This window comes from Blautia difficilis, assembly GCF_014297245.1.
Taxonomy (GTDB): Bacteria; Bacillota; Clostridia; order Lachnospirales; family Lachnospiraceae; genus Blautia_A; species Blautia_A difficilis.
On record NZ_JACOQG010000001.1, the window covers coordinates 238203 to 251773 of the forward strand.

Here is a 13571-nt window from a genome sequence, read left to right on the forward strand (position 1 = left end):
CTTTCCATATGTTACAATAGAACAAGAATATGGAAAGAAAGACAGGAAACTTAACTATGAAAAAACAACTAAATTATGCAGATATCATAAAGGAAGCACTGATCCTGACAGGTGCGGTAGCGATCATTGCGGCAGCAGTTTATTTCTTTTTGGTGCCGAGCCATACCTCTGTAAGCAGTATCTCCGGTCTTGGTATCGTGTTATCAAACTTTGTACCCTTACCACTGTCTGCAATCACCATGATTTTGAATGTGGTACTTCTGATCATTGGTTTCTTTACCTGCGGACGCGAATTTGGCGTAAAAACGGTTTACACCAGTATCGTTTTGCCCTTATTTCTCGGATTATTCGAGAAAGTATTTCCGGACTTTGGTTCTATGACCAACAGCCAGGAACTGGATGTGCTGTGCTATATTCTGATAGTCAGCGTAGGACTGAGCATTCTTTTTAACAGAAATGCATCCTCCGGCGGACTGGATATTGTGGCAAAGATCATGAATAAATATCTCCACATGGAACTGGGAAAAGCAATGTCTCTCTCCGGTATGTGTGTGGCACTCTCAGCTACACTGGTATATGATAAGAAGACAGTTGTACTGAGTATCCTTGGAACTTACTTTAATGGAATGGTTCTGGATCACTTTATCTTTGACCATAATATTAAACGTCGTGTCTGTGTCATCACGCAGAAAGAGGAAGAACTGCGTAAATTCATTATCGAAGATCTGCACAGCGGAGCGACGATCTATGAAGCGACAGGTGCCTATAATATGAAGAAACGCAATGAGATCATTACGATTGTAGATAAAACAGAATATCAGAAGCTGATGGCTTACATTAATCATGAAGATCCAAAGGCCTTTGTGACGGTTTACAATGTATCGGATATGCGCTATCAGCCAAAACTGTGAGAAATATTATGGCAGGAAAGCTGTGGGTATGCTAAAATAGCAGGGTGATTATATAACCATAAAGAGATTATGGTAGAAAGAGGATGAAAGATGAAAAAAGGAAAAGGAATTGCCCTGCTTCCCATTGGTGTATTTCTTGTATTATACCTTGGACTGGGCATTTTATTTGAGTATGTGATGGAAATCCCCATGGGATTTTATAATGTGCCTATTGTAGTAGCATTTCTTGCTGCAATCCTGGTTGCCTGTCTGCAGAACAGAGCACTGGATTTTGATAAAAAACTGGAGATCATGGCACAGGGAGTTGGGGACAAAAATATCATCACCATGCTTTTAATCTTCCTTGCAGCCGGATCTTTTGTAGGAGTTGTGGGAAGAAGCAGTGCTGAGAGTGTTGCATATTGTATGCTGAGTCTGATACCTGCCAGATTTTCAGTGTCTGTGCTGTTTATAGTTGCCTGTTTTGTGTCTGTGGCTATGGGAACCTCTGTGGGAACCATTACCCTTCTGACACCGATTGCAGCAGCAGTTTCCACAGCATCAGGATTTGATCTGGCATTTTGTGTGGCTTCTGTTATGGGAGGAGCCATGTTTGGGGACAATCTTTCTTTTATTTCAGATACGACGATTGCTGCATGTAATGGTCAGGGATGTGAGATGAAAGACAAATTCAGGGAGAACTTCTGGATCGCTCTTCCGGCAGCCGTTGCCACACTGATCTTAATCCTGATCCTGTCATTTCAGACAGAAATCCAGGGCCGTGTGATCCAGCCCTATCATCTGACTCAGGTAATACCGTATGTGCTGGTATTGATCGGAGGAATTGTTGGGATCAATGTGTTTGTGGTATTGCTGACAGGAATCGTATCCGGAGCATTTATCATGCTGGTCGGAGGACATATCACACCTGTAGAGATCCTGAAAAATATGGGATCCGGTGTATCCGGAATGTTTGAGACTTGTATGGTGGCAATCCTGGTAGCTGCCATGTGTGCGCTGATACGTGAGTATGGTGGATTCGATGCACTTCTTGGCTGGATCCATAAAATTTTCCGCGGAAAGAAAGGCGGACAGCTTGGAATGGGACTTCTGGTAGGAACTATGGATATTGCTACTGCCAATAATACAGTGGCGATCGTCATGGCTAACCCTATCGCAAAGGAAATGGCAGAGGAGTATGGAATTACACCGAGAAAGACAGCTTCCCTACTGGACACTTTTTCCTGTGTTTTCCAGGGAGTGATTCCCTATGGTGCACAGATGCTGGTTGCAATCTCAGCAGTGAATGAACTGGGCGGTGAGATTTCTGCATTTCAGATCATGCCGAAATTATTTTATCCTATGTTATTGCTGCTCAGTTCTCTGATCACAATTATGAGAGGTTCAGACCGTACAGGAGCTTAAAAGATTCCCCCTGCCGGAAGCTATATTTTTTTCAATTTCTTTCAAAAAATACTTGACCTTCCTCCTTGTGGAAGCAGTATAAAGAAAGCACAGACAGGGCAGTAGAGCGGCGGATAGGCTGTATCTGCTGTTAGGAAAGCAAGAGGTAACAGAATGAAGATCAAACAGGTGGAAGAGCTGGTAGGCATCACCAGAAAGAATATCCGTTTTTATGAAGAGCAGGGTCTCCTGAATGTGGAGCGTGCAGAGAACGGATACCGGGAATATCATACGGCAGACATTGCCAGACTTCAGGAAATCAAATTATTCCGGAAGATGGATATTTCCATAGAAGAGATGAGAGCTCTTTTTGAAAAAAGGAAAAGCCTGCAGTTTTGTCTGGAACAGCACCTGGGAGAACTGGAACGCCGCAGGGAGGGCCTTGTGAAAATGCAGGAAATGTGTGAGCGCTTGATTGCAGAGCATCAGTCCCTGGATACCTTGAATGCCGAGAACTGTCTGGAAGAAATCGAGCAGATGGAGAAAGAGGGTGCAAGGTTTATGGATATAAAGAAAACAGATATCCGTAAGAAAAGAAGGACAGGAGCGATCATTGGAGCAGTAGTTATGATCTTGCTTATGGGATTTACCATAGGGCTTATGCTGTGGGCAAATACACAAGATCCCATACCGACCGGACTGCTGATATTTCTGATCGCCATACCGGTTGTGATCATCGGAGGAATTCTGGCAGCACTTGCAGGACGCATGAAAGAGATTGAAGGAGGAGAAGAGGATGAAGCTTCTAAGTATTGAATACATTCCGGGTGTAGAGTTTGAGGCACTGGGAATTGTAAAGGGAACAGTTGTACAGACAAAAAATGTAGGAAAAGATTTCATGGCAGGGATGAAGACTCTGGTAGGCGGGGAGATCACTGGCTATACGGAAATGCTCAATGAGGCAAGACAGATTGCCACCAAACGTATGGTAGATGAAGCCAAAGAGATGAATGCGGATGCTGTGATTGGTGTAAAATACGGCTCCTCCCAGGTAATGTCAGGGGCAGCAGAAGTGATTGCATATGGAACTGCTGTGAAATATAAACAGGATTAAAAATTAAGAACAAGAGCAGAGAACGCAAAAAGAGATCTTAAGTAAAGCAGAAAATCCGTAATGAAGGCTGGGAAAGGAAATTCAACATATGAAGATTGAAGGAAATCAGAAGGAATTAGACGCAATGGCTGAGTTTCATAAAGGAAACCGTGCAGAGGGTCTGCGTCTGCAGGAGGAATTCGCGGCAGAATTTCGTGAAGAATACAAGGAGAAGGATCACTGTTCCTGCCAGAAAGCCTGTCGTTATCACGGAAACTGCAAGGAATGTGTGGCAATCCACAGAGCACACCAGGAACATGTTCCGAACTGTATGCGGCCTCTGCTCAATAAGAAGTTGAAACTGTTATCAGAGCTGACAGAACATACGCTGGCAAATGAGATAGAAGCACCGCATGAAATCCTGAGAAAGCCATCAAAAAGCTGAAAAATTCAGAAAATGTACTGGAAATAAAACGATGAAAGGCATAAAAGAGATATTAATATGAGCGATAATAAGAATGTAAATCAGGATAAAGGTCTTCAGGGAAATGAAAAAATAGAGCAGGCGATCGCTGCTCTGCAGCAGGAAGCCACTCAGGAAATGCTGGCACATACACTGACTGTAATCCGTAGACGAATGAGAGAAAACGGCCAGTTTATCCTTTCAGTAGAACCGCCCACAGGAGACAACCAGCTCCGGATCGGCACAGTGAAAACCGGAGATGGAAAAGTCTGGTGGGCGGCATTTACAAGCTTTGAGGAAGAACTGAAAGGCGGCGGAAGCGTACAATCCACTTTTCTGACAGACATAGATCAGCTTTTTCATTCAGCATTACAGGTAAATGAGATTGAGGGAATCATCCTCAACCCATGGAACCGGACGATCATGCTCGATAAGAACCTGATTAATATCATATTGGGAAATATGTGAAGCTATATAAAGAACTCTCATGTTCAGTTAAATAAAAGTCCTCATTGTTTATCCTTTTTACAATTTCTGCAAAGTTATGCGATAGTTAAAAATGGATAAATGATGGGGACTTTTCTGCTTATCGAGAGTTTTCCATTTTATTTAATTCAGGCAATATTGTGATCAGCATGGTAATAAAACACAGAGAACCACCGATTACATTGGATACAGGCTCTGCCATAAACACGCCATCTGTGCCCATGTGTAATCCATAGGGCAGGAAATAAGTCAGCGGAACCACAATAAATACTTTACGAAGCAGGGAGAAAAAAATCGCCTGCTTTTTTTTATTTAATGATTTAAACACTGTCTGACCAATATACTGCAGATCCATAAAAATAAAGGCTGCAAAGTAAAGTTTCAGTGCAGGAACTGCATCCTTTAATAGCAGTTTGTCTGAACTGAAGATCCCGATCAGAAATTCAGGGGCAATGAGAATGACGCTCCACATGATACCTGTATAGATCAGAACCATAATGATCAGAACAACCCCTGCTTTCTTTACCCTGTCAGGACGTCTGGCTCCGTAATTATAGCTGAGAACAGGAGAGGTTCCCTCATTGATCGCATGGATAGGCGTTTCCACCATCTGGCGAACACTGGATATAATAGTCATGACAGAGATATAAATATCACCGCCTGTCACGGAAAGAACATTATTGCAACAGATACTTACCAGGCTGTTAGTCAGCTGCATGATAAATCCAGCAGACCCCAGACTGATGATATCCCTGGCATGTCTGGTACACTCAGAAATCTCATTTATATGAATCCATCTTACCTTTAATTCCGATTTCCCATGAAGAAAATAAAATACAAGCAAGGCGGAGAGAATCTGAGAGATCACAGTAGCGATGGCTGCACCTTTAATCCCCATATCCAGAACAAAAATAAAAACCGGATCAAGAATAATATTTGTAACTGCACCGACGGCCACTGACAGCATACCGATAATGGCATATCCCTGTGCATTGATAAAAGGATTCATTCCTGTTGCTATCATGGAAGGAAGAGTACCCAGAAGGTAAATCATCAGATAGGGATACGCATAAACCAGAGCATCATCTGAAGCACCAAACAGAGTCAGTAAGGGGCGGGCAAAAAGAAATCCAATCAGCATCAGCACAGCAGCACTTCCACATAACATGGTGAAAGCAGTATTCATGATCATGTCAGCAGTCCTGGAATCTCCTTTTCCGCGGTTGATAGAGAAAATTGGGGCACCTCCCGAGCCAAAGAGATTGCTGAAAGCTGTGATGATCATAATGATCGGAAAGCATAAGCCCACAGCACCAAGTGCAGTTGTTCCTATATCATGGATCCTGGCAATATAGATACGGTCCACAATGTTGTATAAAAGATTCAATATCTGCGCTACCAGCATGGGAAGTGCAGCGCTTAATATATTGTTGGTTACAGTTCCGTTTTCAAAATCAATTCGTTTCATTATAAATCTTCCTAAGTTTAAAACTTTTATCGTGCATATAAGTATATCATAAAGTAAACAGAAATTCACTCTGATACAGTGGTGTTGGAACAAAATAGTTACTGTTCACTCCGTTCACAGTAACGTAGCCAAAATTCATTCCAGATTGCCTGCGGCAATGGAATTTTGGCTTGTATGTCTCGGGATTTTGGCATATTCATGCCAAAACACCTCGCGGGACAGTGGCATGTGAACAGTAACACAAAATATTCTCTGAAATTGTCATAAGTCATGATACAGAGAATAAAAAAGCATTTTTTACCCATACTATTTTCATGTAACAAAATACAGTATTTCTTAAAAAAGGAGACAACAGACTATGATTTTAAAAGAAAAGGAACGTTCAGTAATCGAAGATCTTCAGACACAAGAGAAAAGCTGTGTGGAAAAGTATGGAAAATACGCAGAACAGGCCAGAGACCCGGAGCTTAAAAATCTTTTCCGGAATATCCAGCAGGAAGAACAGAAGCATTATGAGTCTTTGTCAATGATTCTTTCCGGAAGTGTGCCTGAATGTAATTGTAATGACAGGTCAGGCAAAGACTATCAGCCAAAAGCAGTCTATACAGCCATGAGTTCACCGGAAGACAAAGAGCACGATGCGTTTCTTGCAACAGACTGTATCGGTACAGAGAAGCTGGTGTCAGGAACATACAATGATGATGTATTTGCCTTTGGCGATAGTGGTGTACGCAAGCTGCTGGCAGATATCCAGATTGAGGAACAGAACCATGCAGAGATGCTGTATAAGTATAAAACAGTGAATGGAATGGCATAACAGCGAAAAGCATTCATTTATTAAAGTTCTGCCCGTATTTTTCCCGATACTGCCGCAGAGTCATTCCTGTATATTTTTTAAACACTTTTCCCAGATGACTCTGAGAGGAAAATCCCAGATAAGTGGCGATTTCAATATAAGAATAGGGGGAATAAGCCAGAAGATTCCTGGTAAGCTTCACCTTTTCCTGTAAAATGAAATCCGTAAGAGTAACGTTTTCACATTGCCTGAATAGTTCAGAAAGATAATTCGCATTCAGATGCAGATACTCTGCAATATCCTGGATGCGGATTTTTTCGTGTAAATATTTGAAAATGTAATCTTTGGACTGTTTCACCCAGATATTTTTGGAGGTAATATCAGAAGCAACTTTTTTTTGCTGACGGATTTCAGCTACCGCTTTGATATATTCCATTCGGATGTGATGGAGCAACTATGTTTGGATGCCTTCAGGATGCAATCACATATGGTGAATGGTATAATGGATACGGTACAGCAGGTATGGGAAATGCAGCTTCTTCCTTCTGTATGAAGGTTGGTTCCGGTGTGGGAACAGTAGCACTTGGCTGGATCCTTGCAGCAGGCGGATTTGACGCACAGCTTAAAGTCCAGAGTGCCTCAGCACTGTCATCAATTGCTGTAGTATTCGCATGGGTACCGGTTATCACATCTGTAATCTGTGTAATCTGCATGGCATTCTTTGATGTGGATAAATATTATGGAAAAGTTGTGGAAGATTTATCACAGGGAAAACACAGAGGTGAATAATAATAGGAAGCGAAACAGGGAAAATACCATTAGAGCTAAAAGAATATGCTGAGGAAATCGCCCGGCAGGATGGAAAAATGTTGAAGCTGCGGAATAAAATTGAGAAAATATAAAAGAAAATAACAAAATATTAAAAGCGAATATCATCTATATACTGCCTGGATTTCAAAAACAAAAATCCAGGCAGTTATTTTAATACCAGCGTGTCATTGGCAGATCATTATTGATTCCTTTAGTCATCAGAATCTGGTGCAGATCAATAATTCCGTTATGGAAGGTTGCAGCACATGCTGACAGGTAAAGCTCCCACATACGCAGGAAGGATTCATCAAACATGGTCTTTTCCTTTTCTATATTCTCACGGAAATTCTTTTCCCAGTGGAGCAGAGTTTTATTGTAATGCAGACGCAGATTTTCAATGTCCAGAGTGTGGAAATTGTCCTCTGCCATATGATTCAGGATTTCTCTCAGACTGGGAACGGTTCCGCCTGGAAAGATATATTTCTTGATCCATGGATCACCCGGATGTTCTTTCAGTGCACTGATAAAGTGAAGCAGGAATAATCCGCCCGGTTTCAGAACTTTCTCTACACAGTCAAGGAAGAGCTGATAATTGTCACGGCCAACATGTTCCAGCATTCCTACACTGACTACCCGGTCAAACTGATAGTTATGTTTCGGCAGATCACGGTAATCCATCAGTTCCACTGTAAGATAATCTTCCAGACCCTGATCTTTGATGCGCTTCTGGAATTCTGTATATTGTTCGTGGCTTAAAGTGATTCCTGTACCATGTACTTTGTATTTTTTGGCAGCCTCAATCAGCAGAAAACCCCATCCGCAGCCGATATCAAGAAGACTCATACCTTCTTCCAGGTGTAATTTTTTCAGAATATAATCTACTTTATTAACCTGTGCCTGATATAAAGAGTCATCGTCATGAATGAAGTAGCCACAGGAATAACTCATGGTTTCGTCCAGCCATAATTTATAAAAATCATTTCCGATATCATAGTGGCTTGTGACTTCCTTTTCCTGATTTTTTTTGGATGTAGAACTGAACATGATCTTTTTCAGAGCAGATTCATTGGTAGAAAATTTGCTCATCTGTCCCAGAAAATGATCCAGTGCCTCGTAAAGATTTCCTTCAATATCCAGATCTCCCCGCATATAAGCCTCGCCTAATGCCAGGGAAGTGCTTTTTAGCAGCTCGGCCAGAGGAATTGTTTTCTTAAAATTTACTGTAAATGTGGGTTTTCCCTCTCCGATCGGATATTCGGAATTCTTGAACCTTACCAGAAATGGATAGTCCGTAAAGCGTTCAAGGAACTGCACCATTGCTTTTTCTTCAGCCTTTTCTTCTAATGTCTCAAACATAATAGTTTACCTCCTTTAACACAAAACTATGATACACCTTTGGGGGCGCTTATCGTCAAGGGGAGAATTAAACAAAGATATCTGGGAAATTGGTCAGACTTGTAGCAGAATAATGGAAATAGAAGAAGAAACAAAAAGTTCACAAAAAACATCTTGACCATCAAAGAAACACAAGTTATAATCCCCTATATAAAAATTTTCGTGCAAAGAGCAGACAATGGGGTCTGAGAAAGAATCCCATTGACTGCTCTTTTTTGCGTACTACGAAGATTTTTGTTACTGTTCACCCACCACTATCCCGCGAGGTGTTTTGGCTACGTTACTGAGAACGGAGTGAACAGTAACAGATTTTTGCATATTATAATCCGCACAATTCGAGAGGAGGAATATCATGAGGCTGAATCCCAAAGAACAGGAAAAATTAATGCTTCATATGGCAGGAAATCTTGCAAAAGAGAGAAAGGAAAGAGGTCTGAAACTGAATTACGTGGAGGCACTTGCGTATATCAGTTCTGAACTCCTGGAGCTTGCAAGAGATGGTAAAACAGTAGTAGAGCTGATGCAGCTTGGAACCAAGATTCTTACAAAGGATGACGTAATGGACGGTGTTGCTGATATGATCGGTGAAGTTCAGGTAGAGGCAACATTCCCGGATGGAACCAAGCTTGTGACAGTACATAATCCAATTCAGTAAGGAGGAGAATGAGCATGAAGATCGGTGAAATTATGGCCGCAGATCGTGAGATTACACTTAATGAAGGCAAAAAAACAGTGACAGTAACAGTGGCAAATAAAGGCGACAGACCGGTTCAGGTCGGTTCTCATTTTCACTTCTTTGAAGTAAATAAATGCCTTTCTTTTGACAGGGAAAAAGCCTATGGATATCATCTGGACATTCCTTCAGGAACATCTGTAAGATTTGAGCCAGGTGAAGAAAAAGAGGTTCAGCTTACAGAAATGGGCGGCAGACAGAGAGTATTCGGACTGAATGACCTTACCCGCGCCCAGGCAACTGACGATACAAAAGCAGCATCCATGGAAACTGCGAAATTAAAAGGATTTCTGTAAGGAGGGACAATAATGAGTACAAAAATTTCCGGAAGCAAATATGCGGCAATGTATGGCCCGACTACAGGAGATAAGGTACGTCTGGCAGATACAAGCCTTGTGATCGAGGTAGAAAAAGATTATACAACCTATGGAGACGAAGTAAAGTTCGGCGGCGGCAAGACAATCCGTGACGGTATGGGACAGTCTGTAAAAACCTGCAGTAAAGACGGAGATCTGGATCTGGTAATTACCAATGCATTGATCGTAGACTCTACAGGAATCGTAAAAGCAGATATTGGTATCAAAGACGGCAAAATCGCAGGAATCGGTAAAGCCGGAAATCCGGACATCATGGATGGTGTCACACCCGGAATGACAGTGGGTGCATCTACAGAAGCACTTGCAGGAGAGGGAATGATCGTAACTGCAGGTGGAATTGATACCCATATCCATTTCATCAGTCCGCAGCAGATCGACTGTGCATTATACAGCGGTGTAACTACTATGATCGGTGGTGGTACAGGCCCTGCAGACGGTACAAACGCAACTACCTGTACACCTGGACCATGGAACTTAAAAATGATGTTAAAGGCAGCCGAGGAATACCCGATGAACTTAGGCTTCCTTGGAAAAGGTAACTGCTCAGACGAAGCTCCTCTCATTGAGCAGGTAAAAGCCGGAGCTATGGGACTGAAGATTCATGAGGACTGGGGTGCAACACCTGCAGTTATCAATCACTGTCTGAATGTGGCAGATGAATATGATGTACAGGTTGCTATCCATACAGATACATTAAATGAAGGAGGATGTGTGGAAGATACACTTGCAGCTATTGGCGGTAGAACCATCCATACTTATCATACAGAGGGCGCAGGCGGTGGACATGCACCGGATATTATCCGCGCAGCAGCAGCTCCGAACGTACTGCCATCCTCCACAAACCCAACAATGCCATATACAGTAAACACTCTGGATGAGCATCTGGATATGCTTATGGTCTGCCATCATCTTGACAAGAGAATCCCGGAAGATGTTGCATTTGCAGATTCCCGAATCCGTCCTGAGACAATCGCAGCAGAGGATGTTCTTCATGATATGGGTATCTTCAGTATGATGAGCTCTGACTCTCAGGCTATGGGACGTGTAGGTGAGGTTATCACACGTACCTGGCAGACAGCAAGTAAGATGAAAGATGAGAGAGGTGCACTTCCGGAAGATGCAGGACATGACAATGACAACTTCCGTGTAAAACGTTATATCTCCAAATATACCATCAACCCGGCAATCACACACGGTATTTCCCAGTATGTGGGCTCTGTGGAAGAAGGTAAATTCGCAGACCTCGTTCTCTGGAATCCTGTATTCTTTGGTGCAAAACCGGATATTATCATCAAAGGCGGTATGATCATTGCATCTAAGATGGGCGATGCAAATGCATCCATTCCGACTACACAGCCGGTTCTCTATCAGCCAATGTTTGCAGCTCATGGAAAAGCTAAGAACGAAGCTTGCCTGACCTTTGTATCCCAGGCTGCCATGGATGAGAATGTAAAAGAGAAATACGGTCTTGAGAAAACTGTAGTACCTGTAAAGGGCTGCAGAAATATCAGCAAAAAAGATATGGTATTTAACGACAGAACACCGGAACTGACTGTAGATCCGGAGACATATAAGGTTACTGTTGACGGCGAAGAGATCACTTCCAAACCGGCAGAGAAGCTTCCGCTGACACAGCTTTACAGTCTGTTCTAAAAATTCTGAATAGTTACAATCTGGTTATCTGATCATAAAAATGATATTCGCAGGACTGTTATTTATGAAGTTTTGTGAGAACTTTTATAAGAACTTACCAAACGATATAACGGCAGTCCTGTCAGTATAAAATTCTGATTTTTATATGAAAATAAGCAGGATTTATTCATCTTGTTATGCGTGTTGAATAAAAGTATTTCCACTTACGAAATATAAACAGAAAAATATACTGAAGAAGCAGGAGAGGAGAGAATATTATGTTAGGAGTTTGTCTTTTATTCGTAGGAATCGTATTGATTAACAACGGTATGTGTTCTTTATATAATGTAGACGGAAAATCAACCGCCATCATGAACATCTTTACAGGTGGTCTTTCTTTATTTATTAACTTTGTCAATCTGGTGCAGGGCAATTATTATGCAGCAGGAACAGGATTACTGTTCTGCTTTACCTATCTTTTCGTAGCCCTGAGTAAATTCCTGAAAGCAAGCCCGATCCCATTTGCATGGTTTTCTACTTTTGTAGCCATCAATGCGGTGATCTTCGGTACAATCGAAGGATTTACAGGAAGCACTGCACTGGGAATCACACCGGATCTGCGCTGGGCAGCAATCTGGTATCTGTGGGCAATTCTCTGGGGAACTGCTTTCGTAGAAGATATCTGTGGAAAGAAACTGGGAAAATTCGTTCCATATCTTCAGGTATTTGAAGGAATCGTAACTGCATGGATCCCTGGAGTTATGATGTTACTTCAGATTTGGTAAAAAATAAACCTGATAAGAAATTTTTATCGGATTCAGGAGGTAGAAAATAATGCTGTGTGAACAGGTTTTAGGAAAGCTTCATGACTTTGATACTATAGGAAAAGCAATAGAATATGTAGATATTGAATGGCACGAAGCATTTAAGAAAATACATAAAAAAATAACAGACAAAGGAACAGAAGTGGGAATCCGCATGGATGATTCCATTCTTGCCAGAGGTCTGTATCAGGATGATGTGATCTACGCAGATAATGAGAAGCTTGTAGTGGTAAATACACCGCCATGCGAAGTTATCCGTGTTTCTCTGACTCCCGGACATGAGAAAATGTCTGCAAAAGTCTGCTATGAAATCGGAAACAGACACGCACCGCTTTTCTGGGGAGAGAATGATACGTTTATCACGATCTATAATGAGCCAATGCTTGTTATGCTTCAGAAAATCCATGGAGTTCAGGCGGAGAAAGAAGTGCTGAAGCTGGACTTTGACAGGAGAATTTCTGCAAGTATTCATAATCATCATCATTAATAACAACGGAGGTTCTTCATGTCAGAAAAACAGTTCTATCTTCTACAGGTAAATGATGCGCTGTTTCCCATCGGAGGATATTCCCATTCCCAGGGACTTGAGACTTATATTCAGCGTGGAATCGTCCACGATGCAGACACAGCCAGAGAGTACATCACTCACAAAATCAAATGGAATCTTGCATATACAGAACTTCTGGCAGCCAGACTTGCATACGAAGCTGCAGAGAAAAAAGACCTGCAGGAACTTCTGTACCTGGAAGAACTTCTGGAAGCATCCAGAATTCCTATGGAACAGAGAGAAGCTGCCAGAAAAATGGGTTCCCGTTTTGCAAAGACCATTGAAAAACTGGGGCTTTCTATCAGTGAAACAGGGATTTTCAGAGAATATCTGGATGCAAGAAAGGGAAAAGCGGTAAATCATTGCTGTATTTACGGAGTTTTTTGTGCGGAAATGCAGATTCCTCTGGAAGAAGCGCTGACGCATTATCTATACGCACAGACATCTGCAATCGTTACCAACTGCGTAAAAACAATTCCACTCAGCCAGACATCCGGGCAGCAGCTTCTGAGCGGATGCTATGGGGAATTTGATGAGATATTAAAGGATATCATGAACAGAAGTAAAGAGGACTTATGTCTTTCTGCACCCGGATTTGATATCAGAGGAATCCAGCATGAGAAGCTGTATTCCAGATTATATATGTCGTAAGA

At 42.0% G+C, this 13571-nt stretch carries 17 protein-coding genes; 14 read left to right on the plus strand and 3 right to left on the minus strand.

Annotated features, from left to right (window positions below; all coding sequences use genetic code 11):
• The first annotated feature begins 56 nt into the window (after window positions 1-56).
• From H8Z82_RS01035 to H8Z82_RS01060, 6 genes are all read left to right on the plus strand, one after another.
• Window positions 57-911: a YitT family protein gene (locus H8Z82_RS01035; RefSeq protein ID WP_186993985.1), complete on the plus strand. Its 855-nt coding sequence runs from the start codon at window positions 57-59 to the stop codon at window positions 909-911.
• A 90-nt stretch (window positions 912-1001) separates the two neighbouring features.
• A complete protein-coding gene (locus H8Z82_RS01040; protein WP_186993986.1) occupies window positions 1002-2315 on the plus strand; it encodes a Na+/H+ antiporter NhaC family protein in 1314 nt (437 codons plus the stop codon).
• Window positions 2316-2468: 153 nt separating this feature from the next.
• Entirely contained in the window at window positions 2469-3110 is a 642-nt protein-coding gene (locus H8Z82_RS01045) for a MerR family transcriptional regulator (protein WP_055060018.1), read from the plus strand.
• On the plus strand, window positions 3091-3408 hold the full coding sequence (locus tag H8Z82_RS01050; protein ID WP_019163048.1) for a YbjQ family protein: 318 nt from the start codon (window positions 3091-3093) through the stop codon (window positions 3406-3408). Before H8Z82_RS01045 ends, H8Z82_RS01050 begins: the two co-directional genes overlap by 20 nt.
• 88 nt (window positions 3409-3496) lie before the next feature.
• Window positions 3497-3832, plus strand: a complete 336-nt coding sequence (locus tag H8Z82_RS01055; RefSeq protein WP_019163047.1) for a hypothetical protein — start codon at window positions 3497-3499, stop codon at window positions 3830-3832.
• Between the two features lie 57 nt (window positions 3833-3889).
• Window positions 3890-4318, plus strand: coding sequence for an SseB family protein (locus H8Z82_RS01060; RefSeq protein ID WP_118521419.1), 429 nt, complete (start codon window positions 3890-3892; stop codon window positions 4316-4318).
• Between the two features lie 118 nt (window positions 4319-4436).
• On the opposite strand, the gene H8Z82_RS01065 is transcribed toward H8Z82_RS01060, so the two are convergent.
• Entirely contained in the window at window positions 4437-5804 is a 1368-nt protein-coding gene (locus H8Z82_RS01065) for an MATE family efflux transporter (RefSeq protein ID WP_186993987.1), read from the minus strand.
• A 358-nt stretch (window positions 5805-6162) separates the two neighbouring features.
• On the opposite strand from H8Z82_RS01065, the gene H8Z82_RS01070 reads away from it, so the two are divergent.
• Entirely contained in the window at window positions 6163-6621 is a 459-nt protein-coding gene (locus tag H8Z82_RS01070; protein WP_055058331.1) for a ferritin-like domain-containing protein, read from the plus strand.
• A 13-nt stretch (window positions 6622-6634) separates the two neighbouring features.
• On the opposite strand, the gene H8Z82_RS01075 is transcribed toward H8Z82_RS01070, so the two are convergent.
• The gene (locus tag H8Z82_RS01075; RefSeq protein WP_186993988.1) at window positions 6635-7036 is read right to left on the minus strand and encodes a helix-turn-helix domain-containing protein; all 402 of its coding nucleotides are present in this window, start codon (window positions 7034-7036) and stop codon (window positions 6635-6637) included.
• A gap of 20 nt (window positions 7037-7056) precedes the next feature.
• On the opposite strand from H8Z82_RS01075, the gene H8Z82_RS01080 reads away from it, so the two are divergent.
• The gene (locus H8Z82_RS01080) at window positions 7057-7389 is read left to right on the plus strand and encodes an MFS transporter (protein ID WP_186993989.1); all 333 of its coding nucleotides are present in this window, start codon (window positions 7057-7059) and stop codon (window positions 7387-7389) included.
• 192 nt (window positions 7390-7581) lie between these two features.
• On the opposite strand, the gene H8Z82_RS01085 is transcribed toward H8Z82_RS01080, so the two are convergent.
• Window positions 7582-8766 (minus strand): SAM-dependent methyltransferase, encoded by a 1185-nt coding sequence (locus tag H8Z82_RS01085; protein WP_186993990.1) that lies wholly within the window; start codon window positions 8764-8766, stop codon window positions 7582-7584.
• 391 nt (window positions 8767-9157) lie between these two features.
• On the opposite strand from H8Z82_RS01085, the gene ureA reads away from it, so the two are divergent.
• From ureA to H8Z82_RS01115, 6 genes are all read left to right on the plus strand, one after another.
• Window positions 9158-9460, plus strand: a complete 303-nt coding sequence (gene ureA / locus H8Z82_RS01090; protein WP_008705098.1) for an urease subunit gamma — start codon at window positions 9158-9160, stop codon at window positions 9458-9460.
• 14 nt (window positions 9461-9474) lie between these two features.
• On the plus strand, window positions 9475-9834 hold the full coding sequence (gene ureB / locus H8Z82_RS01095; RefSeq protein ID WP_019163039.1) for an urease subunit beta: 360 nt from the start codon (window positions 9475-9477) through the stop codon (window positions 9832-9834).
• A 12-nt stretch (window positions 9835-9846) separates the two neighbouring features.
• The gene (gene ureB / locus H8Z82_RS01100; RefSeq protein WP_008705097.1) at window positions 9847-11568 is read left to right on the plus strand and encodes an urease subunit beta; all 1722 of its coding nucleotides are present in this window, start codon (window positions 9847-9849) and stop codon (window positions 11566-11568) included.
• A 257-nt stretch (window positions 11569-11825) separates the two neighbouring features.
• A complete protein-coding gene (locus H8Z82_RS01105) occupies window positions 11826-12332 on the plus strand; it encodes an AmiS/UreI family transporter (RefSeq protein WP_117674909.1) in 507 nt (168 codons plus the stop codon).
• A gap of 49 nt (window positions 12333-12381) precedes the next feature.
• Entirely contained in the window at window positions 12382-12858 is a 477-nt protein-coding gene (locus tag H8Z82_RS01110; protein WP_186993991.1) for an urease accessory protein UreE, read from the plus strand.
• Window positions 12859-12876: 18 nt separating this feature from the next.
• The gene (locus H8Z82_RS01115; RefSeq protein WP_186993992.1) at window positions 12877-13569 is read left to right on the plus strand and encodes an urease accessory protein UreF; all 693 of its coding nucleotides are present in this window, start codon (window positions 12877-12879) and stop codon (window positions 13567-13569) included.
• The last annotated feature ends 2 nt before the right edge of the window (window positions 13570-13571 follow it).